Here is a 23,251-nt window from a genome sequence, read left to right as displayed (position 1 = left end):
CGACGGTTCGATCACACGCTCAAATAAGCGCGCCTCACTGTTTCGTTCTTCGCCAGCTCGCCGATGGTGCCGCTAAAGCGGATCTGCCCTTTTTCGAGGACATACGCGCGGTCGCTTACCAGCTCGGCGAAATGCAAATTCTGTTCGGACAACAGAATAGACAGACCCTCGCGCTTCAACTCGAGAATCATATTGGCCATCTGTTCGACGATCACCGGCGCGACACCTTCCGACGGTTCGTCCAGCAGCACCAAGTAGGGGTTGCCCATCAGCGTGCGCGACACGGTCAGCATCTGCTGCTCGCCGCCGCTCATCTGGCCGCCGGGGCGCTTCGGCATTTCGCCGAGATTCGGGAACAGCCTGAACAATTTCTCCGGCGTCCATTGCGGTGCGCCTTCGCGCGGCGGCTGTCGGCCCGTGTCGAGGTTTTCCATCACCGTCAGGTCCGCGAACACGCGCCGGTCTTCGGGAACGAAGCCCATGCCCATGCGCGCAATCTTGTACGGCGGCAGCGCGGCGATGTTCTGTCCGCGAAACGTCACCTCGCCGCGGCGGCGCGGCAGCAGGCCCATGACCGCCTTCATCGTGGTCGATTTGCCGGCGCCATTGCGGCCCATCAATGCGACGACTTCGCCGCGCCCCACTTCGAGACCGACGTCGAACAGAATATGCGCGCGGCCGTAAAACGCGTTGAGGCCCGCGACTTTCAGCATCGGCTCGCTCATTGCAGGACTCCTTCGCCAGTCTGGCCGCCGGCCGTGCCGTGCAGCGCCGCGTGCGGCTGAAACGTCTTGCCGGTGCCGAAATACACTTGCTGCACGCGCGGATCGTTGCGGATCGCGTCGCCGTCGCCCTCCGCAATCAGCTTGCCGCGCGCGAGCACGATCATGCGGTCGGCGTAGGCGAACACCACATCCATGCTGTGCTCCGTGAATAGCACGCCGATTTGCTGCTCGGTGACGAGCCGTCTCGTCAGCGCCATCAATTCGTTGCGCTCCTTCGGCGCCATGCCGGCAGTGGGTTCGTCCATTAAAAGCAGCTTGGGTCGGTTGGCGAGCGCAATGGCAAGTTCGACGCGCTTGACGTCGCCATACGCGAGCACGCCGCATGAACGGTTTGCGTCGGCGGCCATGCCGACCTGTTCAAGCAGTGCGAACGCTTCATCGGCGTAGCGCGAACCTGCGGGCTTCCATAGGCCGAAGGTTTTCCGCTCGCGAGACACAAGAGCCATCTGCACGTTTTCGAGCACCGTCATCGAATTGAAGGTGGCGGCAATCTGAAAAGTGCGGCCCACGCCGAGCCGCCAGATCTCGCGCGGACGCTTGCCGACGAGCTCGTGTCCGTCGAAGCGGATCGAGCCCGACGAAGGCGGCAACTGTCCGTTGACCATGTTGAAGCAGGTCGATTTGCCCGCGCCGTTCGGGCCGAGCAGCGCGAGAAGCTGGCCGGCTTCGAGCGTGAACGAGACGTCGTCGACAGCCTTCAGGCCCCCGAACGATTTGGAGAGGCCGGACACTTGCAGCAAGCTCATAGCCCCTCCTTGATCGCCGTGCGTTGCGAAGCCGGTGTTGCGGTGTTCTCCGGGTTGTCTTTTTCGCGGGTGTCGTCGCCGAAACGGTCGCGGATAAACCCGACAATGCCTTGCGGAAACGCGATCACCAGCAACAGAATCGCGAGGCCGAGCAGCGCCTGCCAATAATCGGTCTGCCGCGCGACCGTGTCCTGCAGCCACGTGAAAACGGCGGCGCCGACAATCGGCCCGGTCAGCGTCTGCAAGCCGCCGAGCAGCACCATCACGAGGCCGTCGACGGAACGGCTCACGCTGATCACTTCCGGCGAGATCGTGCCCTTGGAGAACGCATACAACGAGCCGGCGAGCCCGCAGAACAGCGACGCAATCACGAACGACGCCCACTGCACGCGCTTCACGTCGATACCGATCGCCTCCGCGCGCAGCACCGAATCGCGCGACGCGCGCATCGCGTAACCCAGCGGCGAAAACAGCATGCGCCGCAAGAGCCACACGCCGAGAACGGCGCACGCGAGCGTCAGGTAGTAAAACGCCACTGGCGACGACAGCCAGTCCGCCGGCCACAAACCGAGAATGCCGTTGCTGCCGCCCGTCACATCGTCCCATTGGAAAACGACCGACCAGACGATCTGCGCGAACGCGAGCGTCAGCATCGCGAGATAGACGCCGGACAGACGCACGCAGAACCAGCCGAACACCAGCGCGCCGCCGACTGCGAGAAGCGGGGCCAGCAGCAGTGCCGCTTCCATCGGCAGATTCAGCACTTTGAGAAAGAGCGCGGCTCCATAGGCGCCGAGCCCGAAGTACGCCGCGTGGCCAAACGAGTGCATGCCGCCCGGGCCCATGATGAAATGCAGGCTCGTCGCGAACAGCACGGCGATCAGGATTTCCACCAGCAGCACCGGCATGTACGGGAATGCATTGGCCGTCAGCGGTGCAAGCAGCAGAACCAGCAGCGCAATCGCGGCCAGCCATTTCAAGCGCTTGCCGGCGGGACGCAAGGGCGTGTCGGGCGCCGCCATGCCGCGCACCGCGGCGCTCGCGCGGCCGAGCAGACCCCACGGCCGCACGACGAGCACCACCGCCATCACGACGAATTCGGCAACCAGCGTAAAGCGGCTGAGCGAGAGGCCGACACCGAAAATGCTCACATGTCCAATGCCGATGCACAGCGCCTTGATCTCAGCGATGATCAGCGCGGCGACGAACGCACCCGGAATCGAGCCCATGCCCCCGACCACGACGACCACGAACGCATTGCCGATCGTCTCCAGATCGAGCGAGAGATTGGCGGACATACGCGGGCCCTGCAGTGCGCCGCCGAGACCCGCGAGAAATGCGCCGACGAAAAACACGCCGGTGAACAGCCACGCCTGGTTGATGCCGAGCGCGCCGAGCATCTCGCGGTCCTGCGTCGCGGCGCGCACGAGCGTGCCCCAGCGCGTGCGCGTCAACGCATACCAGAGCAGCAGCAACACCACCGGGCCGATCACGATCAATGCGATGTCGTAGGTCGGCAGCGGATGGCCGAGGAAATCGACGGCGCCCGCCAGATGCGGCGCGCGCGGCCCGAACAGATCTTCCGGGCCCCACAGCCAGAGCGCGGCATCGCGAAAGATCAACACGAGCGCAAACGTGGCAAGCAAATGGAAAAGCTCAGGCGCCTGATAAATGCGCCGCAGAACAACGACTTCGACCAGTGCGCCGAGCACCGCGACAATGAGCGCGGCCGCCAGCACGGAAAGCCAGAAGCCCCCGGCTGTATGCCCAAAGCGGCTCGCGATGCTGTACGCAATATAGATGCCGAACATGTAGAACGAGCCGTGCGCGAAATTGACGATGCGCGTCACGCCGAAGATCAGCGACAAACCCGCGGCGACGAGAAAGAGCGTCGACGCGTCGGCGAGTCCGTTGACCAGTTGTACCAGCAAATTCGAAAGCATCGAGACCCTCGGCCTGCAGACGTTGCAGCGCGTGCGGCACCGTGCTCGCACGCATCAACGGCAGCACACTACCTGAAACAAATCCCTGATGGGGACTCGTCAAACAAATGCATGCGCCTCTCAGCGCAATCCATCCTCGCCCTTGATCTCGTTTGCCTGCAATCCGCCGATGCGTGGCAATGGCCGGCCCGCGGCCGTCACCGCGACCGCCACGACAATCTCATTGGCGCGCGGCGCGTCCGACACGCGCGCCTCGATCGCATCGAAATGACTGCGCACATACGCGGCGTCCTTGTGGCCGAGCGGCACGTCGATCGCCGTGCCGAGCGTGCCCATCTTTTTCGCGGACGGCACGAGCGCGGCGCCCTTCTCGACCGCCGCGCGCAGCGGCGCGCCGAGCTTCGGATGCAAGATCGCCGCCGCGTGCTCCAGTTCCCCTGCTTCGCCGACAATCGCCGCCTTACCGTAGCTCTGCGCTTCGCCCGGCTCGATACCGAGCGCCTCGACGCAGCGCTTGCCGAGCAACGCGCCGAGTTCCTCGCCGGCGTCGATCAGCGCGTCGAGCTTCGCTTCGTAGCGGCCCGCATATGGGTTTTCGATTACGGCGATCGCCACCGCGCGACGCGCGGGCGGATCGACGTTCTGGCCCATCTCAATGCGCGTTTCGTCCACTTGCACGACCAGCTTGCGAAGCCTGATTGCCATTTCGCTCTCCGAATTTCGATGTTTCTGTCGTCACGTCCAGCGGGTTTGAAGCCTTTGAGCGCGTCTTAGCGCAAGCCGTCCTTGCCCACAATCGCCTCCTTGGCGAGGCCGCCGACACGGGCATGCACGCGCTGCCCCGTGCTCATCGCGAGAATGTAGACCACTTCGTCGGCAGCGGGCGCGCCCGGCACGCGCACTTCGATCGCGTCGAAGTGGCTGCGCACGTAGCTCGCATTGACATGCGTGAGCGGCACGTCTAGCGCGGTGGACGGCGCCCCGACTTTTTTCGTCGACGGCACGATCGCGTTGGTCGGCACGCCGTTCTTTTCGAGCAGTTCGCGCATCGCATAGCCGCCAGGAACATGCCACAACGCGCCGTGTTCGAGCTCGCCGCGCGCGCCCACAATCGCGCCCTTGCCGTAGCTTTCTATCGACGCATGGGGAACCGCCATCGCGGCGAGCAGCCGTTGCGCCATATCGAAGCCGATGGGCTTGAGCGCTTCCATGGCGTGCTCGATGCTGGCCTCGTAACGGCCGGCGAACGGGTTCGTCATGACGGCGGCAATCGCGCCGCGTCTAAGCGGCTGTGCCGGTGCGGGCCCGAACTCGTGAAAGATGTCTTCGACGTGCGTCAGCACGCGGCGTATTTCGAACACGAAGCCTCCGTTGTTGAGTGCGCGCGATGCAGGCTGAGCAACGCGCTTTCTGTGTCGTGCAGGCCGGCGATCCGCGCGCGCCCTTGCAAAAATAATGCGGCGCCTTCTATCAAACCATGATCCTGCAAACGCCGCGCGGCCGCGACGCCGCGTGCCAGCGCGAAGTCGACAAGCGGCTGCGGCAGCGCGGGGACATCCACGGTCACGAGCCGGTCGCCCAGGTCCGTATCGTCTTTCAGCGACGAAGCCGGCGCGCGCACGATGCCGGCGTGGTCGAGGTCCACCGCGTTCGCGATCATCGTCGCGGCAGCGTCGGCGCTGGCCGCGTCGCGAGCGAGCACGGTCACGCTGTCGGCAATACCGAGACTGAAACTGCGGCCGCGCCAGCCGCTCGTCGCGATGCCGCGAATGGGCAAGCTTGCGTCGAGCGTCAGGTCGGCGTCGAGTGTAGCGCCGCTCTTTGCCATGCGCATTGCCGGCAGCGCTTGCGCGAGGTCGGCAAACACGCCAACGCGAAACTGCCGCCCTTCGCTCAGATGAAACGCAATGTCGCCGCCATTGTTGATGTACGCGCGCGAAATGCCTTCACGTTTGAACGCGCCGATCAGTTCATCGGCGACACTGCCGGCAACGGCCGCCATCGGCGTGATAAAGCGCGCGCGATGCGGATGACACGCCGACCACATGCGCCGTGCCACGTCGCCTCGCAGCGGACATTCGCCGACAGCCGCCTGTGCGCGCAATGGTTCCCGCAGCAGCTTCAACTCACTTACCAGTTCGGGCAGTACGCCGACGAAGCGCGTCCAGCACGCTTCATACGCAGCTTGCAGCACGTCGGGATCGCCCTCGGCGCTCAGAATGAGATCGATCGGGCCGTGCTGCCAATGCCAGCGCGTCGCGTCGAGACGGGTGCGGGTCGGATTCATCGCTTCCTGTGCGCCTGGCGCCTAGCCGAGCATGGGCGGCATGGCCGGCGGCCATGGATTGTCGGGATTGCGCGCCAAGGTGCGGCGCGCGAGCGGCGCGCCTTCCGTATGCTCCGGGCCGCTCGCCAGCACCTTCTCCAATGATCGCACCGCATCCAGGTGGCCGCCGAGATCGCGATAGGCGTCGTAAGTCATGGTGAATTCGATGGGCGCGACGATTGCCGGCGTGGGGACTGTGCCGAACGACCTGTCAGGCATGCGCGATACGTCGACCATCACGGTGATGCCGCCGCCTGGCCACACATATGCCGGCGCGCCGCCGGAGGTCACATTCACGAGTTTCTGCTTGATCGCCCGCGTGAGCAGCACCGGGTTTTCGGTCGCGCCCGCACGCAGACTACCGCCCGCGCCGCCGAGAAACAGCACCGTGGCAAGCGAAGGTTCGCAGTTTTCGCCGATACGCTCCACCGTGCGACGCACGGCGTCCGGCATCGGCGCAATGCGCGGTACGAGGTCTCGATCGAGTTCATACCACTGCGCGTGCTCGCCGGTGGTCGACACCATCAGAAGACGCAGGCCAGGCTTCGCGACGGCAGGATCGAAGCCTTCGATAATCGTAACGGGGTCCTGAATATCCGTGCCGCCCCAGCCGGTGCCCGGATTCGCCACTTGAAAATAGCGGCCGGGCGTCGACTTGCGTCCGCGAATCTTGATGCCCGAGCGCGTCATGCCGAGGCAGCGCCCCGCCTGATGCTCGGTCAGCACGCCGGTGATGTGATCGTCGACCACGACGACTTCATCTGCATGGCCGAACCATTGTTTGGCGAAGATGCCGATGGTCGCCGAACCGCAGCCCACGCGCATGCGCTGCTCTTCGACACCATCGACGACCGGTGCCGCGCCCGCGCGAATCACGAGGCTCGCGCCGCCGTCTATGCTGAGCTCCACTGCCTGCTTGTTGCCGAGCGCGAGCATCATGTCGCACGTCACGCGTCCTTCTTTCTTGCTGCCGCCCGTGAGATGATGCACGCCGCCGAGACTCAGCATTTGCGAGCCGTATTCAGCAGTGGTCACGTGGCCGACAATTTCACCGTGGCACCGCACGTTCGCCTGTTCGGGTCCGAGAAAGCGGTCGGTGTCGATTTTGACCTTGAAACTGCAATAGCTGAAGATGCCTTCCGTGACGACCGTGACCATGTCGACGTCGTCGCGCTTCGAAGCAACGATAAAAGGCGCGGGCTTGTAGTCGGGATAAGTGGACGATGCGCCCACGCCGGTCACGAAGAGCGCTTCTTCAGAAGCCGGCTCCTGCGCCGCGGACGACGCGCCGAAATCAACCAGCGCGTCCGTGCTATCGGAACGCGAACTGGCGTTCGAGAGAAACACCACGGGGTCGACACGAATCAGCCGTCCGCTCGCATTCGCATAACGGTCGCACGCGCCGGTGCGCCCTTCCGATATCTGGCATAGCACCGGGCAGGCATTGCATTCGATCTTGTTCGACGCCATGCGGTCGTTGCGCGGCGCCGCCTTCTCGAGCACGGTGGGACCCGGCGTCGAGGCGATTTCGCCGTCGACGCTGTCCGCACCGAAATCGACCTTCGTATGTTCTGTCATGGCGGGGTTCCATACGACGACATTACAATCGGTCCAGCCCGGCTGCCGAAAAGCCCTTGTTTATGGGGGTTTTCGCGTGACTCGCACATTTCCATGTTGCGGGCACTCACCGTTCGTGTAGTATTCGCTACACCAAACTTGCTTGAAATCTACCCGATCAAAATAGACAGCGCAATGAGTTTCCCGTGCACGGGCAGATGGTGCGGCGCCGCATTCGACGGCTCGTCCGGCTTGCCGCGCTGCCTTAATTTACGCCGAAGCGGCGCGCCGCGCAGCGCTCGAAAGAGACTCGGCAGTAGGCAACCCGCGCTGTATGATGAGGACACCCGCATTCCCGCGTGAACGGCTGCGCGGGAGTCGAGGCCGTTCAACCACGCTAACGAAGAGATAAAGACCGCCATGAGTCCCACCGCCGCCCGCAAGCCGGGCGCCACCGGCATCCGCGCCAAACAGGCGCAGGACACGCGCGCCAAGATTCTGAAAGCGGCAATCAAGGTCTTCGCCAAACAGGGCTATGCGAGCGGCCGTGTGGAAAGCATCTCCAAGGCCGCGCGCTCGCACGACCGGATGATCTACTACTACTTCGGCAGCAAGGAGCAGCTATTCGTCGAAGTGCTGGAGACGATCTACACGCAATTCAATGAAGCGGAGAGCAGGCTCGACCTCGACTTGGACAATCCGGTGCGCGGTCTGGAGCAGATGGTCGAATTCGTCTGGCAGTACTACCTCGACCACCCCGAGTTCGTCACGCTGCTCTCGAGCGAAAATCTGCATCAGGGCAAGCATGCAAAGAAGTCGTCGAAGCTGAAGGAGATTTCCGGCTATGCGATTTCCGTCGTGCAGAAGCTGCTCGATGCGGGTAAGGCACAGCGCGTGTTTCGCGCCGACATCCAGGCGCGCGACGTGTATCTGCTGATTGCGTCGCTCGGCTATTTTTATAACGCGAACCAGTACACGTTGGGCGCGTTTCTAGGCGAACCGCTGATGGACAAGGCGGCGCTCGCGCATTGGCGCGAAGTGATCAAAGATACGGTATTGCGCGCGGTGCGGCTGCAATTGCCGGTTGATGTCGATGCAATGGTCGGCCATGACGCCGCCAATGCACACGCCGGCGCGAAAGGCCGCGCATTGGAAGACCGCGCGATATAAAAAAACGCGCGCCGTGTATCACGGGCGCGCGTTGTGTCGGCATGACCTCGTTATGGAGAGCGAAGCATTCGAGCGAACCACTCAAGGCTTCGCCGCGGCATCGTCCTCGCGAAACAGTTTATCGGCGAGATGAAAGGCCGAGTTCGCCGCCGGCACGCCGCAATAAATCGCGGTTTGCAGCAGCACTTCCTTGATCTGCTCGCGCGTCACGCCGTTGTTTTTCGCAGCGCGCAGGTGCAGCGCGAGTTCTTCGCTGCGATTGAGCGCAACCATCATCGCAATGGTGAGAAGACTGCGCGTATGTCGCGGCAAGCCGTCGCGCGTCCAGACTTCGCCCCACGCATAACGGGTGATGAAGTTCTGGAACTCTTCCGTCAGTTCAGTGCGATTGGCAAGCGAGCGGTCGACATGCGCATCGCCCAGCACCGCGCGGCGCACGCCGAGGCCGGCTTCGTAGCGGTCTTCGTCGTTCATTTGGACTCCGTGAAAAAGTCGATGACTGCCTTCGTGAAAGCATCGGCCTTCTCGATGTTGGAAATATGCGAGGCGTCCAGTTCGACGTAGCGCGCGCCCGGAATCGCCTGGGCCAGTTCGCGCCCTTGCGCGGGCGTGGCGGCGACGTCGTGCGTGCCGCTGATCACGAGCACCGGCAGCTTGATGCCGTGCGTTTCGGGGCGCAGGTCGGTGGCGTCGATTGCATTGCAGTTCGACGCATAACCTTCCTTGTCCGTGTGCACGAACACGTCGCGGATCATGGCGAGCACCACCGGCTCACGCTCGATGTAGTCGGCGGTGAACCAGCGCGGCAACACGGCGTCGGCGAGTGCCACCATGCCTTCCGTGCGGGCGCGTGCGGCGCGCGGCACCCAAACCTCCGGCGAGCCGATGCGCGCCGCGGTGTTCGCAAGCACCACGCGCTCGAAGCGGCTCGCATGGCGGGCGGCCAACGCGACGCCGGTAAGTCCGCCCATCGAGACGCCGCAGAAATTCGCGCGCGCGATCTTGAGCGTATCCATCAGGCCGAGCACGTCGCCCGCCAGCTGGTCGATCGTGTACGGTCCCTTGGGCGCTTCGGAATGGCCGTGACCGCGTGTGTCGTAGCGCAGCACGCGGAATTGCTTCGACAGGGCCGCGACTTGCGGCGTCCACATGGAAAGATCGCTGCCGAGCGAGTTCGACAGAATCACCCACGGCGCGTTGCCGTGGCGATCGCCGTCGATTCGATAGTGAAGCTCGGTGCCGTTGACTGCGGCGTAAGGCATGCCGGTTACTCCTTCGAGAGGGTGCGCTGCGAACGCACGGAATGAAGCGCCAGCGCCGCATCCACATAAGCGTGCGCTTGGCCGACGTATTGAGCAGGATCGAGCAGTTGCTTCAGGCGCTCGCGAGAAAGATGTGCGGTCACGGCCGGGTCGGCAGCGAGCACGTCGAAAAGCGTCTGCCCCTGGCTGATCGCCGCTTTCGACGCGCGCTCGACGAGATGATGCGCATCCAGCCGGCCGATGCGATCGCCGAGCGCGAGCATCACCGCCTCGCCGAGAATCAGGCCGTGCGTGACGTCGAGATTCGCGGCAAGCCGCGCCACGTTCACATTGAGGCCGCCCGCGATCTGTTCGATGTTGGCGAGCGCGCCGCCCGCGAGGCGCGCAAGGTCGGGCAACGCGTCCCATTCGGCCTGCCAGCCGCCGAGCGCCCGCTCGTGTTCCTGCACCATGCCCGCGAAGACGGTGGCGACGAGCCCCGGCGCGCGGGTGGCTGCCGTGAGCACGGCTGCGCAGCCGACCGGATTGCGCTTATGCGGCATGGTCGACGATCCGCCCTTGCCCGCCGCCGCGGGTTCAGCCAGTTCGTCGATTTCGGTTTGCATCTGCAGCGAAATGTCGCGTGCGATCTTGCCGAGCGTGCCGATCAGCATGCCGAAAAACGCCGCCGTCTCCGCAATGCGGTCGCGCTGCGTGTGCCACGGCAACGTGGGCACAGCGAGGCCGAGTTCCTGCGCGAGCGCGTCGGTAACCTGCGGCGCGGCCTCGCGCAGACTCGCGAGCGTGCCGGCCGCGCCGCCGAATTGCAGCACGAGCGCCCGTTCGCGCAATGCGTCGAGCCTTTCGCGGTGGCGCAGCAACGCGTCGAGCCATTGCGCGAACTTGAGGCCGAGCGTGATAGGCAGCGCCTGCTGCAGCCACGTGCGGCCGATCATCGGCGTCGCGCGATGCGTGGACGCGAGCTTCGCGACGGCATTGCACGCGGCTTGCAAACCGCTGTCGAGCAGATTGAACGTGTCGCGCAGTTGCAGCACCGTCGCGGTGTCGATAATGTCCTGGCTCGTCGCGCCCCAATGCACGTATTTCGACGCTTCCGCGTCGGCGGCTTTCACGCGCGCGGTGAGCTGCTTGACGAGAGGAATCGCGAGATTGCCGCCGAGCGCCGCGTCGCGCGCGAGCGCGTCCGCGTCGAGCTGATCGGCATGGCAGGCTGCCTCGATGGCGGGCACGGCCGCCGCAGGAATGACGCGATGCGTTGCCGAAGCGCGCGCGAGCGCCGCTTCCACGTCCAGCATGCGTTGCAGCGTGGCGCGCGGCGACCAGATGTCGTTCATCGGCTGCGTGCCGCAGAGAAGGCCGGTCAGCCGGCCGCTGGAGTCGAGCATGATGACTTCGATGATCGATGATTCTGATGAATGTAGCACTGCGCGCGGCAATGCGCGGCGCGCCGCGGCATGCGAACCGCGGCGCGCCCCCCTGCACCGGCCTGCGCGCGCATCAGTATGCGCTACAGCGCGCTCACGCCGCCCGCGCGGCTTGGGTACCGTCGATCAGCGGCACGCCCGTGAGTTTCAGCAAGGCGTCGAAGTCGATGTCGGAGAAAATTTCGCGCACGACGAGACCCTCTTCCGTCACGTCGATCATCGCCAGGTCCGTATAGATGCGGTCGACGCAACCGACGCCCGTGACCGGATACGTGCACTCGGCGGTGATCTTGCTTTCGCCCTGCTTGGTCAGATGCTCCATCATCACGTAGACCTGCTTGGCGCCGATCGCGAGGTCCATGGCGCCGCCCACCGCGGGAATGGCATCCGGCGCGCCGGTGTGCCAGTTCGCGAGGTCGCCCTTTGCCGACACCTGGAATGCGCCCAGCACGCAGAAGTCGAGGTGGCCGCCGCGCATCATCGCGAACGAATCGGCGTGATGGAAAAACGCGCCGCCCGTGAGCAGCGTGACATGCTGCTTGCCGGCGTTGATCAGTTCGTCGTCTTCCTCGCCTTTGGCGGGCGCCGGGCCCATGCCGAGCAGACCGTTTTCGCTGTGCAGGAAGATTTCCTTGTCAGCGGCGAGGTGGTTCGCCACGAGCGTCGGCACGCCGATACCGAGGTTCACATACGCGCCTTCGGGGATATCCTGGGCGACGCGCTTGGCCATTTCATCGCGGGTGAGTTTCTTCATGTCGGTCTCCGGTTCAGGCAGCGGCGTCGCGCGGATTGGCTTGCGGGGCATGGGCGGCTTGCGGCACTTCGATCACGCGCTGCACGAAAATACCCGGCGTCACGATGTTTTCCGGGTCGAGCGCGCCGAGCGGCACGACTTCCGACACCTGCACGATGGCCGTCTTGGCCGCACTTGCCATGATCGGCCCGAAGTTGCGCGCCGTCTTGCGATAAACGAGGTTGCCCCAGCGGTCGCCCTTATATGCCTTGATCAGCGCGAAATCCGCATGCAGCGGCGACTCCAGCACGTAATGCCTGCCGTCGATCAGACGAGTTTCCTTGCCTTCGGCGAGCTTCGTGCCGTAGCCCGTCGGCGTGAAAAATCCGCCGATGCCCGCGCCCGCCGCGCGGATGCGCTCGGCCAGATTGCCCTGCGGCACGAGTTCGAGCTCGATTTCGCCGGCGCGATAAAGCGCGTCGAACACATACGAATCGGTTTGGCGCGGGAACGAACAGATGATCTTGCGCACGCGCTTCGCCTTTAACAGCGCGGCGAGGCCGATGTCGCCGTTGCCGGCATTGTTGTTGACGATGGTGAGCTCGCGCGCGCCCTGCTCGATCAGCGCGTCGATGAGTTCCGACGGCATGCCGGCCGTGCCGAAGCCGCCGATCATGACGGTCGCGCCGTCGTGGACGTCGGCGACGGCCGCTTGAAGTGACTCGAAAATCTTGTTGATCATGTCGAATTTCCTTGAGAGGCGCCGGTCGGCTCACCGCCGGTTTGTTCGCTGATTTGTTCGCTCATTTGTTCGTATAACGAACACTGATTCGATTAGCGAACGATTCGGCGATTATGGTTGCGCTTGCACTGCATTGTCAAGGCGCGGACTTTCCCTTAATGATAGGTTCCCGGACAACGGGCCGCGCGCCGCGTGGCTGTCCCGCAGCGCCGTTTCCGGCTCAATGCAAAGAAGAGCAAGAAACCTCACTATCGCACCTCGCGATTCTTCCGCTATGCTTTATCGCTATATCGAATAGCGCCTCGCGGCCCTCGTCGTAGAACCCATGTCGGACAACACGCTCGATTTGAACCTGATCCCCTATCTCGTGGCGATGGAGGACACCCGCAACGTGAGCCGCGCGGCCGAGCAGTTGGGCGTGAGCCAGCCGCGCGTGAGCACGGCGCTTGGCCGGCTGCGCGAGTATTTCGACGACCCGCTGTTCGTGCGCACGTCCAAAGGCATGGAGCCCACGCCGCGCGCGCTCGCGATCCTGCCCGCCGCGCGCGACGCGCTTCTGCGAATCGAAAAAGGCATGCTCGACGTGCAGGACTTCGACCCGCAGACCAGCACGCATACCTTTTCGATCGCGCTCTCCGATGTCGGCGAAATCGTCTTCTTGCCGCGGCTCCTGCAGCTTTTCGCCGAGCGCGCGCCGCATGCCAACCTGCGCTCGGTGTCGCTGCCGCCCTCGCATGTGGAACGCGGGCTCGAATCCGGCGACGTGGATCTCGCGGTCGGTTACTTTCCGGACCTGGCGGGCAACAACTTCTTTCAGCAGCGGCTCTTCACGCACCGCTTCATTTGCCTGATGCGCGCGGGTCATCCGCTCTCGCGGGCGCCGCTCACGCTCGCGCAGTTCGTGGCGTCGGGACATGCGGTCGTGCGCGCCGAAGGACGCAGCCAGGAAGTCCTCGAACAGTACCTCGTGAAAAAGCGCATCAAGCGACGCGCGGTATTGGAGACGCCGCACTTCATGAGTCTGCCGTTCATCCTTGCGCGTACGGATCTGATCGCCACGGTGCCGCATGCCATCGGCTTCGCGTATGTGTCCGAGCATGCGTCGATCACGCTCGTCGAGCCGCCGTTGCCGTTGCCGCGCTTCGATTTGCGGCAGCACTGGCATCGCAAGTTTCATAACGATCCGCGCGGCACCTGGCTGCGCGGCGTGGTGGCCGGGCTGTTCAACGACGCGCTCGACGAATGGCCGAAATGAAATCGTCAGCCCCGTGCCGCCCGAAGGGGCATCGGCACGGGCCGGCGTAAACATGGAACAATGACTGTACTCATGAACCCGCGCGCTCCCTCAGGGCCGACGCGCGATTCCGCAGGAGCGACGGATGACCAGCAGCAAAAGAGAAAACACCCCGCCCGTGGCCGCCGACGGCCGTCCGAGCCGCGAAGAAGCGGAAGCCGCCGTGCGCGTGCTGCTGCGTTGGGCCGGCGACAACCCGGAGCGCGAGGGTCTCGTCGACACGCCGGCGCGCGTGGTGCGCGCCTATGAAGAGTTCTTTGCCGGCTATCAGGTCGATCCGCGCGACATCCTCGCCCGCACGTTCTCGGAAGTGGACGGTTACGACGAGATGATCGTGCTGAAGGACATCCGCTTCGAAAGCTATTGCGAGCATCACATGGTGCCGATCATCGGCCGCGCGCACGTTGCGTATCTGCCGGGGCATCGCGTGGTCGGTATTTCGAAGCTGGCGCGCCTCGTCGACGCGTTCGCGAAGCGTCTGCAGATTCAGGAAAAGATGACCGTGCAGATCGCCGATACGCTTAACGAGGTGCTGCAACCGGCGGGCGTCGGCGTGATTCTGGAGGCCGCGCATCAGTGCATGTCCACGCGCGGCGTGCACAAGGCCGGCGTGACGATGGTCACCTCGCGCATGCTCGGCACGTTTCGCACGGACCCGTCCACGCGCCGCGAATTCCTGTCGATTGTCGGCAACCCCGGCGCGGTCGCCGTGCCGAACACCTGAGCGAACAGCACGGAGCACAGCGCACAGGCGAGTTCGCGGCGTGTACTGCGCGTGCTTCTCAGGCCCTGCGCTTCGGCTCGCCATTACGTGACCTTGCGCGTGCCGAACATCTGCCCGAACGTCGCGAGCATCACGGCACCCAGCACGCACGCCACGCCCGCAAGCTGCGCCGCACTGATCCGCTCGTGCAGCAGCAGCGCGGCGAGCGCCAACGCACTGACGGGCACGAGCGCTGTCATGAGCCCTGCTTCAGCGCCGCTCACGCGCGCCGCCCCTTCATACCAGAGAACAAAGCCGGCTACGGTCGGGATCAGCGCGTAATAGAGCACGCCGGTGAGCGCACCGGCGTCGAGCGGCATGTTCCAGGGCTGCTCGAAACAGGCCGGCACGATGCACACCGCGAGGCCGATCCCGCACATCAGCGCGGAGAGCGGCAGCGGCGCGACCGGCGTGCGCAGCTTGCGGTTCAGCAGAATGAAAAGCGCCTCGCAGACAATCGCTGCAAACACCAGCAGGTTGCCGCCCACGGAGCCGCCTCCGTGCGGCGCGGCGCTCCCACCCGGGTGCACGGTGCACGCGAGCACACCCGCCGTGGCGAGAACAATCGCGCCGAGCAGCGCGGCCGACGGACGCTCGCCCAGCGCCACGATGGCCACCATCGCCGAAACCGCGGGCAAGGTGCCGGCGATCACGCCTGCATCGCCTGCCGAGGCCAGCTTCATGCCGCTGATCAGCAGCACCGTATAACCGACGCTGCCCGCCGCGGCCTGCGCGATCACGAGCGCCGTGTCGCGCGGATCGAGGCGCGGCCAGCGCACGCCGCGCCGGCGCATCACGAGTAGGAACAGTGGGAAGGCAATCGCGAAACGCAGCGCCGTCGCGCTGAACGGCGGCAATCCGGCGGCAATGGACCTGCTCACCACCACCGTGCTGCCCACGCCGATCATGGCGAGCGCACAGCAGATATAGCCGACATACCGTGAGTTCATCGTGCATCTCCGAGACAAAGGGAACAGGACGCAGATTAGGCAGGCGGCAGAGCGAGGTCTTGAACGAAATTGCAGGCGCTCGCGCGGTGGCCCGGCTCGCGGTCCATCGAGTATCCTGAATGCCACAGGGCGCGAGGCACCACGGGAACGGACTTTGCGTGAGCGAACCCGGCGGCCGGCCACGCCGGCGCAGCCCGCTTGCCAGTAAGAAACGGAAACAAGCGGGGAAAAGCGGGAAACAAGCGAGAAAACAGGCGGGAACGAAACGGGAAACAAGCGCGAAAGAAACAGAGGAGCCGCTCAATTGGTCGAGTTTCCGTCGTCGGCGGTTGCCACATGGGGCGGCGCGTTCGTCTTCGTCAACGTGCTGTTGACGCGCCTCGGCGTGCCGATCCCCGCCGTCCCCGTGCTGCTGTTCGCCGGTTCTGCGATTGCGGCGGGCACCCTGTCGTTCTGGCCGGTGCTGTGCGCGGCCGTGCTCGGCGCGCTGATCGGCGACGGCGTCTGGTTCACCGCCGGCCGTCTGTATGGCCGCAAGCTGATCGGCGTGCTCGGCCAGATGCTGCCTGCGGTCGATGCCCGCGTCGAACAGGCGCGCACCCTCTTCGAGCGCTTCGGCGTGCCGCTCGTGTCGATCTCGAAGTTCGTGCCCGGCCTCGGACTCGTCACCCCGCCGCTGATGGGGACGACAGCAGTCGATGCCCGCATCTATGCGATCTGGGACCTCACCGGCGCGACGGCGTGGGCCACCTTCTGGCTGCTCGGCGGCGCGGCGGCGGAGCGGCAGTTGCACATGCTGTTTGCGTTCGTCCGCGCGCGCGGCGGCACGGTGATCGACCTGCTGATCGCCGCGGCATTGCTGTATCTCGTGTACCGGCTCGTGCAGCAGCGGCGCGCACGCCGTCATGCGGCCGCCGACGCCGCCAGCGCACGAGCCTCGCTGCGCGCTCCCGGTCGCGAGGCAACGCCCAAGGTGCTCGACGCCCGCCCGCAGAGCGTAGCGCGCGAGCCCGCCTCGCCGATTCCCGGTGCGCTCGCACTCGACCCGCACTCGCCGGACCAACTCGACCTCGCGCTGCGCACCTACGACAGCGTGATCTACTGCGTATGTCCCGACAGCGCGACCGCCGCCGAGATCAGCGTGCGCATGCGCAACTACGGCTATACGCGGATTCGCGCGCTGCACGGCGGGTTGGAGGCGTGGCAGCGGCGGGGCTTTCCGGTTGGCCTGCTGCTGACGGACGACACAGGCTCGGGGACGCTCGCGCACTCACTCGCCGAATCCGCCGGCGACGCGGGTAACGCCGTGACACTGCGCGGTTTCGCGCCGCGCAGCCGCGCCGGCGCTGGCGCGTGAGGACGTGAGGGCTGCATGTTTGTAGCGGCCTGTCAGTCCCGCTTTCGATCACGCCTGGGACGGCGAATCCTGCGCCTCGGAGCCCGCCGCCACCTGCCCGCCGGCCACGCGATTGCGTCCGGCCGCCTTGGCGAGGTAGAGCTGACGGTCCGCGGCGGCTAGCAGATCGAGTGCGTTCTCGCCTTGCGCCGGCACGCTCGTCGCGCAACCCACGCTCACCGTGACCGTCGGGCTGCCGTCGCCGCGATGCAGGATGTCGTGCGTCTGCACCCTGCGGCGAATTTTTTCCGCGACCGCGAGCGCGCCGTCCGCCGACGTATCCGGCAGGATCACCGCAAACTCCTCGCCGCCGTAGCGCGCGACCACGTCCACCGCGCGACGCACCGTCGTCGCAATGCATTCGGCTACCGCGCTCAGTGCCTCGTCGCCGCTTGCATGGCCATAGGTGTCGTTAAAGCGCTTGAAATGATCGATATCGATGAACAGCGCCGACAGCGGCTGGCCCGTGCGCCGCGCGCGCCGCCATTCCTCGTCGAGGCGCTTGTCGAGCACGCGGCGGTTGCCGAGTCCGGTCAGCGGGTCGGTGGCGGCAAGACGCGTCAGTGCGGCCTGCGCCTGCAGTTTGCCGCGCAAGGCAAACGCGAGCAGCCACGAGACCACCACGAACACCGCGCCGAACGTAAGCGTCAAGGCGCCGCTGATCAGGGCGCGGTGCCGCCACGGCGCGAGCACGTCGTCGACGGCGGGCGCAACGACCGCGATCAGCGGCGTGCCGGACACGTGCGCGTACGTGTACATGCGCTGCACGCCGTCGACTGCGGAACTCGCCACGTACGAGCCGGCGCCCTGCGCGGCCATGCGGATGAAGGTCGGCGACCGGGCAATGCTCGCGCCGATATCGCGCGGCGAATAGGGCGTGCGCGCGATCAGCGTGCCGTCGTCCATCGCGATGAACACCGAGCCCCGCTTGCCGACGCTAATGCGCTCCAGCAGTCGCTGGAAATATTCGATGCGGATCGCGAGCAGCGCGACGCCGGCAAAGCGGCCGTGCTCGTCGTTGATGCGCCGCGTGAGCCCTATCGACAACTTGCCGTCGCGCACACGCGAGCGGAATGGATGCGACAGGTAAAGCCCCACTGCCGGATTGCGCTGATGAACGACGAAATAGTCGCGGTCGGCGAAGAAAACGTTCGCGTTGATCTCGCCGCTTTGCGAGGCGATCACCTCGCCCTTCGCGCCGACGATATACGCGCCGCCGAGATAAGCGGCCGTCGTCGCGCGGTCGAACAGCACCGCTCGCTGCACGTTGGGCGGCAGGCCCGCGCTCAGGTGATGCTCGGCGCCGTCCACCATTGCCTGCAACGAAAGCGCGTAGATCTCGACGTTCCTTTCGAGGTCGCCGGACACAGTCGACACGAGGTTCTGCGAGGTTTCGCGCGCATGGTCGAGCGCGTCGGTCCGGCCATTGAAGAGCGTCAGCAGCGTGAGACCCGCCATGGCGAAGGCCACGAGCGTGCCGGCGAGACCGGCCAGCACCGGATGATTGCCCACATAACGTGCGACGCCGGCTCCTGCATGCCGCACATTCCTGCGCCAGCGGCGCCCCTGCGATTGCGCTCGATGTGCCACCTGCGCGTTGCCTCCCTTGCCAGCGGGTCCGCAGCAAGGCGTGCGGACCGCCATCCCGTGTTATTGACAGGCGCGCGCTTTGTCTGCCGCGTGCCCCGCCGCCTTCACGCGTCACAGCTTGCGCAGCAGTCCGGCGGCCGAACGCATGCGGCGTTTGCGCTCCTTGTGAAACCAGTTCAGCACGCCCTCGGTGTCGCCCGACCCGGCGAGCAGACTTGCGTTGTCGCGCAGCAGCATTTCACTCGCGACGATATCGTTTAGCGCGCCGAAACGTTTTTGCACCTGCTTCAGACGCTTGAGCGTGCGCTTGTGGCTGCCGCCTAACACCGGCTCGAAAAATTCCAGCAGATAGCGCAGCTTTTTGCCGGCTTTCCTTACGTCATGAAAGGCCGCGTAGTTCGAGCGCCTGGCGCGGCGGGCGCGCTTCGCGCGCTTCATCAGCGACCGCTCCGACGCGGCCACCCGCTTGCTCGCGAACTTGTGCAGCGGCACCCGTTCCTGTGCCGTGTTGATGTCGGTGGATGCGCTTGTCAGCGCTTCGCGAAGCAGGTGCTTGACGTCTGCGTTGGTCAGCGTCTCGCGGCTGGTTGTGAGCGCGTTGCCGCGCGCTTCCTCGAGCGTGGGGGTCAAGCTGTTGGCGGCCACGTCTTCATGCCGGATCAGCTCGATCAGGATGTCCCAGTCACGCGTTTTTCCCGCCGCATTCGCAAGATATTTGTAGAGCGCGCGTTGCCGCGTGTTTTCGCCTTTCTCCAGAAGCGGCGCGAACGCCCACCACAACGAGCGCAAACGGCGCAGCGAAACCCGCAGCTTGTGCAACGCTTCCGGCGAGGGATCGTCGCGCACCGCATTGGCGTACGCGATCGCGTCGCTCACGAGCGGCGCCGCATACGACGCGAAAGCGGCCTGGGCCGTGGGCTCGGGCGGATTGGAACCGGCGGGCGAGCTGCCGCCGTCCGTCTTACGACTTTCCCTGTGACCGTCACGCTTCATCGAGACTCCTGGAAAGTGCTGCGCATCTTTCCAGAGTAGCAAAAAAGATTCCCGTTCGCTGCAAGAAGCCTGCAGGAAGGCCACATGAAGGCTTCATGAAGGTTGCCTGAGGGCGGCAAAATCGAGGCGCGGGCCGCCACGCGCCCAAGCGAAGAATCCGCCTGGCGGAAAGCGGCTTACGGCTGTCATCGTACCGACACACGCCCCCCGCAGGATCGGAAGTTCCGCGACATTTCTCCAGGGGCACACGTCATGCCGGAACTTTCGTACCCGCAATCCAGCGGGGTAAGTGGCAAGGGGCGCAACCTCGGCCTCGTGATTTTCCTCGCCGTGATCGTAGTCGGCATCGGCTATTGCAGCATGCAACTGGTGGGCGATCTGCAACCCGTGCGCGAAGGCTCGATCCTGCCGTATCTGCTGCTCGGCGTCGCGCTTCTGATCGCCCTCGGATTCGAGTTTGTCAACGGCTTTCACGATACCGCGAATGCGGTCGCGACCGTCATCTACACGCATTCTCTCGCGCCGAATCTGGCGGTGGTGTGGTCGGGCGCATGGAATTTTCTCGGTGTGCTGACCTCCAGTGGCGCAGTCGCGTTCGGCATCCTGCAACTGCTGCCGGTCGAACTGATTCTGCAAGTCGGCAGCAGCGCCGGCTTTGCGATGGTGTTCGCGCTGCTGATCGCGGCGATCATCTGGAACCTCGGCACATGGTATTTCGGCCTGCCGTCGTCGAGCTCGCATACGCTGATCGGCTCGATCATCGGCGTGGGCCTGATGAACCAGCTGATGCATGGCGTAAACGGCACGAGCGGCGTGGACTGGAACCAGGCGCTCGGCGTCGGCAAGTCGTTGCTGTTTTCGCCGCTCGTGGGCTTTCTCGCGGCCGGCCTGTTGCTGATGATCCTGAAAGCCGTGGTGCGCATTCCCGCGCTCTACGCCGAGCCGAAAGGCAAGGAGCCGCCGCCGTTCTGGATTCGCAGTCTGCTGATCCTCACGTGCACAGGCGTCTCGTTTGCCCACGGTTCGAACGACGGCCAGAAGGGCATGGGCCTCATCATGCTGATTCTGATCGGCACGGTGCCGACAGCCTATGCGCTGAACAAGGCCGTCACGCCCGCCGAAACGCAGACCTTCGTGGCGGTCGCCGAGCAAACCTCCGCGGCACTCGCGCGATATGCCAACGGCGCGCCGCCGTCGGCGAATCCGCGCGCCGACGTCGAGGCCTATGTGCGCACGCGTCAGCTCACGCCCGCCACCTTGCCCGCGTTGAAGCAGTTGACGGACCTGATCGCGCAGCAGGTTCGTGCGTCGGGCTCGATGGCCGCCGTGCCGCAAGGCATTGTCGATAACGTGCGTAACAACATGTACGTCGCATCGGAGGCGATTCGCCTGATGGACAAGGCGAAGCAACCGGCCTTCGCGCCGGAAGACGCCAAAGCCATCACGAACTTCAAGGCGCAGACGGATCACGCGACCAAATTCATTCCGACGTGGGTCAAGGTCGCGGTGGCGATCGCGCTCGGCATGGGCACAATGGTCGGATGGAAGCGTATCGTCGTGACGGTCGGCGAGAAGATCGGCAAGCAGCACCTGACGTATGGACAGGGCGCCTCGGCGGAACTCGTCGCAATGATGACGATCGGCGCCGCCGACATGTATGGGCTGCCGGTTTCGACCACGCATGTGCTGTCTTCAGGCGTGGCCGGCACCATGGCGGCCAACGGCTCGGGTTTGCAATGGGCGACTGTGCGCAGCCTGGTGCTCGCGTGGGTGCTGACGCTGCCCGCATCGATCGCGCTTGCGGCGGGGTTGTACTGGTTGTTTCGGGCTGTGTTTTGAGGAGTCAGCGGCGCTTGACGAGGGGCGGCATCTAAGTCGATAGGGTTTGAGTCCGATGCGGTTTGAGTCGATTGCGGCGCTAATCGACTCAAACCATGAGTCGATCAAGTTGCGGCGCTGCTGCCCGACGAACACGGGCGGCTTCGCCGCTCGCGCTGACCGATACCGCTCAATACACCTCAGGCACAATCATCGAAGCCGGCACCGGCTGCCGGCTGTACTCGTCGTGATAAACCCGCGCGGGCAATTCCACACGTGGATGCTCGATCTCGTGATACGGCACCTGACTCAGCAGATGGTGAATGCAGTTCAGGCGTGCGCGCTTCTTGTCGACCGCCTGCACCACCCACCAGGGCGCCTCGGGAATGTGCGAGCGTTGCAGCATCACCTCTTTTGCCTGCGTGTAAGCCTCCCAGCGGCGGCGGCTTTCCAGATCCATCGGGCTCAGCTTCCATTGCTTCAGCGGATCGTGAATGCGGTTCTGGAAGCGGATTTCCTGCTCCTCGTCGGTGATGGAGAACCAGTACTTGACGATCTGCACGCCGCTGCGCACCAGCATCTTTTCGAATTCGGGCACGGAGCGGAAAAACTCTTCGTATTCCTCGTCGGTGCAGAAATTCATCACACGTTCGACGCCCGCGCGGTTGTACCAGCTGCGATCGAACAGCACCATCTCGCCGCCCGCCGGCAGATGCGAGACGTAGCGCTGGAAATACCATTGGGTGCGCTCGCGATTGTTCGGCGCCGGCAGCGCCGCGACGCGGCACACACGCGGATTGAGCCGCTGCGTGATGCGCTTGATCGCGCCGCCCTTGCCCGCGGCATCGCGTCCCTCGAAAATCACCACCAGCCGATGGCCCGTCTGCACGATCCAGTCCTGTAGCTTGACGAGCTCGCCCTGCAAACGGAACAGCTCGCGGAAATACATCTTGCGTGCTTCGCGGTGCTCGCGCGTGAAGGCCTCCGGACCGTCGAGGATGCGGTCGTCGACCTCCATTTCGAGTTCCTCGTCGTACGCGTCGATCAGGTCTTCCTCGAAACGGCGTTGCCGCTCGATCAGCAACTCGGCCTCAGGTCTCGGGTCCTGCTCTTTCATTGCGGCTCTCCTGGCGACGGAAATAATCGGGCGCGCGGCGGTATGCGCGACGCGGACGCGCCCGATTATCGGTGCGTCCGGTGTCAGCCGTGTTACCGTTCAGCCGCTTCATGATAGCGAGTTTCCCGCCGGCACTCGCGGCTAGCGCAGCGGTTTGGCGAAGCTGAGTTCGTGCCCATCCGGATCGGTGAGGTGAAAATAGCGCTCGCCCCAAGGCGCGTCGGACGGCGCGAACGACGGCGCGAAGCCCGCCGCCAGCGCCTTGCGATAAATCGCGTCGACATCCGATACGTAGACGATCACGCGCCCCCACCAGTTGACCGGCGCCCGCGGGTCGGCGATCAGGTTCAGATATGCGCCGCCGAACGCAAACGACGTGAAATCAGCCTCTTCACCGCCGAACTTGAGCGGAAAACCAAGGGCCTCGTAGAAACGCACCGCTTGCCGCATGTCGCCGGTGGCAAGCGTGATCGCGCTCAGCGACTCGATCCGCGGTTCGCCGGGCGCGGTGCCGGAAGACGTTGCGGAAGCATCGGAAGACGTGGCGGACGGGTTCATGATGACTCCCTGATGTGGCGTGACGGGCCGTGAATGGCTCGCTCATCATCTGCTATTGCAAAGTGTCTCACACAGCGCGATCCG

The 23,251-nt window shown here is 64.8% G+C and carries 22 protein-coding genes; 5 read left to right on the top strand and 17 right to left on the bottom strand.

What is annotated here, in order from left to right; translation table 11 throughout:
- Positions 1-11: 11 nt before the first annotated feature.
- The 7 genes from HV711_RS00775 to HV711_RS00745 form a co-directional block, all read right to left on the bottom strand.
- Entirely contained in the window at positions 12-725 is a 714-nt protein-coding gene (locus HV711_RS00775) for an ABC transporter ATP-binding protein (RefSeq protein WP_035476502.1), read from the bottom strand.
- Entirely contained in the window at positions 722-1,531 is an 810-nt protein-coding gene (locus tag HV711_RS00770) for an ABC transporter ATP-binding protein (protein ID WP_014972279.1), read from the bottom strand. The genes HV711_RS00775 and HV711_RS00770 overlap by 4 nt, the downstream gene beginning before the upstream one ends.
- On the bottom strand, positions 1,528-3,474 hold the full coding sequence (locus HV711_RS00765; protein WP_014972280.1) for an ABC transporter permease: 1,947 nt from the start codon (positions 3,472-3,474) through the stop codon (positions 1,528-1,530). The genes HV711_RS00770 and HV711_RS00765 overlap by 4 nt, the downstream gene beginning before the upstream one ends.
- Positions 3,475-3,594: 120 nt before the next feature.
- Positions 3,595-4,179, bottom strand: coding sequence for an amino acid synthesis family protein (locus tag HV711_RS00760; protein WP_014972281.1), 585 nt, complete (start codon positions 4,177-4,179; stop codon positions 3,595-3,597).
- A gap of 65 nt (positions 4,180-4,244) precedes the next feature.
- Positions 4,245-4,835, bottom strand: coding sequence for an amino acid synthesis family protein (locus HV711_RS00755; protein WP_035476504.1), 591 nt, complete (start codon positions 4,833-4,835; stop codon positions 4,245-4,247).
- Positions 4,811-5,761: a UPF0280 family protein gene (locus tag HV711_RS00750; protein ID WP_035476505.1), complete on the bottom strand. Its 951-nt coding sequence runs from the start codon at positions 5,759-5,761 to the stop codon at positions 4,811-4,813. Before HV711_RS00750 ends, HV711_RS00755 begins: the two co-directional genes overlap by 25 nt.
- A 21-nt stretch (positions 5,762-5,782) precedes the next feature.
- Positions 5,783-7,378, bottom strand: a complete 1,596-nt coding sequence (locus HV711_RS00745; RefSeq protein ID WP_035476508.1) for a hypothetical protein — start codon at positions 7,376-7,378, stop codon at positions 5,783-5,785.
- 399 nt (positions 7,379-7,777) lie between these two features.
- Here HV711_RS00745 and HV711_RS00740 point away from each other — a divergent pair, with 399 nt between their 5' ends.
- Positions 7,778-8,527 (top strand): TetR family transcriptional regulator, encoded by a 750-nt coding sequence (locus HV711_RS00740; RefSeq protein ID WP_013590798.1) that lies wholly within the window; start codon positions 7,778-7,780, stop codon positions 8,525-8,527.
- An 81-nt stretch (positions 8,528-8,608) separates the two neighbouring features.
- Here HV711_RS00740 and pcaC read toward each other — a convergent pair whose 3' ends face one another.
- From pcaC to HV711_RS00715, 5 genes are all read right to left on the bottom strand, one after another.
- On the bottom strand, positions 8,609-9,001 hold the full coding sequence (gene pcaC, locus HV711_RS00735; protein WP_013590799.1) for a 4-carboxymuconolactone decarboxylase: 393 nt from the start codon (positions 8,999-9,001) through the stop codon (positions 8,609-8,611).
- A complete protein-coding gene (gene pcaD / locus HV711_RS00730) occupies positions 8,998-9,789 on the bottom strand; it encodes a 3-oxoadipate enol-lactonase (RefSeq protein WP_035476510.1) in 792 nt (263 codons plus the stop codon). The genes pcaC and pcaD overlap by 4 nt, the downstream gene beginning before the upstream one ends.
- Before the next feature lie 5 nt (positions 9,790-9,794).
- Positions 9,795-11,174 carry a 3-carboxy-cis,cis-muconate cycloisomerase gene (locus HV711_RS00725; RefSeq protein ID WP_035476513.1) on the bottom strand — a complete coding sequence of 460 codons (1,380 nt, stop codon included), beginning with the start codon at positions 11,172-11,174 and terminating at the stop codon, positions 9,795-9,797.
- A 133-nt stretch (positions 11,175-11,307) separates the two neighbouring features.
- Entirely contained in the window at positions 11,308-11,967 is a 660-nt protein-coding gene (locus HV711_RS00720; RefSeq protein WP_013590802.1) for a 3-oxoacid CoA-transferase subunit B, read from the bottom strand.
- 13 nt (positions 11,968-11,980) lie between these two features.
- Entirely contained in the window at positions 11,981-12,688 is a 708-nt protein-coding gene (locus tag HV711_RS00715) for a 3-oxoacid CoA-transferase subunit A (protein WP_013590803.1), read from the bottom strand.
- A gap of 325 nt (positions 12,689-13,013) precedes the next feature.
- Here HV711_RS00715 and HV711_RS00710 point away from each other — a divergent pair, with 325 nt between their 5' ends.
- Together HV711_RS00710 and folE are read left to right on the top strand one after the other, a co-directional pair.
- The gene (locus tag HV711_RS00710; RefSeq protein ID WP_013590804.1) at positions 13,014-13,943 is read left to right on the top strand and encodes a LysR family transcriptional regulator; all 930 of its coding nucleotides are present in this window, start codon (positions 13,014-13,016) and stop codon (positions 13,941-13,943) included.
- A 124-nt stretch (positions 13,944-14,067) separates the two neighbouring features.
- Entirely contained in the window at positions 14,068-14,706 is a 639-nt protein-coding gene (folE, locus tag HV711_RS00705; protein ID WP_028360617.1) for a GTP cyclohydrolase I FolE, read from the top strand.
- Positions 14,707-14,789: 83 nt separating this feature from the next.
- Here the strand turns inward: folE and HV711_RS00700 are convergent, their stop codons facing one another.
- Positions 14,790-15,695: a DMT family transporter gene (locus HV711_RS00700; RefSeq protein WP_028360616.1), complete on the bottom strand. Its 906-nt coding sequence runs from the start codon at positions 15,693-15,695 to the stop codon at positions 14,790-14,792.
- Positions 15,696-15,999: 304 nt separating this feature from the next.
- Between HV711_RS00700 and HV711_RS00695 the strand changes: the two genes are divergently transcribed.
- Positions 16,000-17,052 carry a VTT domain-containing protein gene (locus HV711_RS00695; protein WP_035476516.1) on the top strand — a complete coding sequence of 351 codons (1,053 nt, stop codon included), beginning with the start codon at positions 16,000-16,002 and terminating at the stop codon, positions 17,050-17,052.
- A gap of 48 nt (positions 17,053-17,100) precedes the next feature.
- On the opposite strand, the gene HV711_RS00690 is transcribed toward HV711_RS00695, so the two are convergent.
- Positions 17,101-18,681: a GGDEF domain-containing protein gene (locus HV711_RS00690; RefSeq protein ID WP_035476623.1), complete on the bottom strand. Its 1,581-nt coding sequence runs from the start codon at positions 18,679-18,681 to the stop codon at positions 17,101-17,103.
- Positions 18,682-18,792: 111 nt separating this feature from the next.
- Positions 18,793-19,674 carry a CHAD domain-containing protein gene (locus HV711_RS00685; RefSeq protein WP_028360613.1) on the bottom strand — a complete coding sequence of 294 codons (882 nt, stop codon included), beginning with the start codon at positions 19,672-19,674 and terminating at the stop codon, positions 18,793-18,795.
- A gap of 252 nt (positions 19,675-19,926) precedes the next feature.
- Between HV711_RS00685 and HV711_RS00680 the strand changes: the two genes are divergently transcribed.
- The gene (locus tag HV711_RS00680; RefSeq protein ID WP_028360612.1) at positions 19,927-21,513 is read left to right on the top strand and encodes an inorganic phosphate transporter; all 1,587 of its coding nucleotides are present in this window, start codon (positions 19,927-19,929) and stop codon (positions 21,511-21,513) included.
- Positions 21,514-21,682: 169 nt separating this feature from the next.
- Here the strand turns inward: HV711_RS00680 and ppk2 are convergent, their stop codons facing one another.
- Positions 21,683-22,609, bottom strand: coding sequence for a polyphosphate kinase 2 (ppk2, locus tag HV711_RS00675; protein ID WP_013590811.1), 927 nt, complete (start codon positions 22,607-22,609; stop codon positions 21,683-21,685).
- A 141-nt stretch (positions 22,610-22,750) separates the two neighbouring features.
- On the bottom strand, positions 22,751-23,167 hold the full coding sequence (locus tag HV711_RS00670; RefSeq protein ID WP_028360611.1) for a VOC family protein: 417 nt from the start codon (positions 23,165-23,167) through the stop codon (positions 22,751-22,753).
- Positions 23,168-23,251: the final 84 nt, after the last annotated feature.

Source organism: Paraburkholderia phenoliruptrix, from assembly GCF_902859825.1.
GTDB lineage: Bacteria > Pseudomonadota > Gammaproteobacteria > Burkholderiales > Burkholderiaceae > Paraburkholderia > Paraburkholderia phenoliruptrix.
This window is presented reverse-complemented; position numbering and strand designations above follow the sequence as displayed.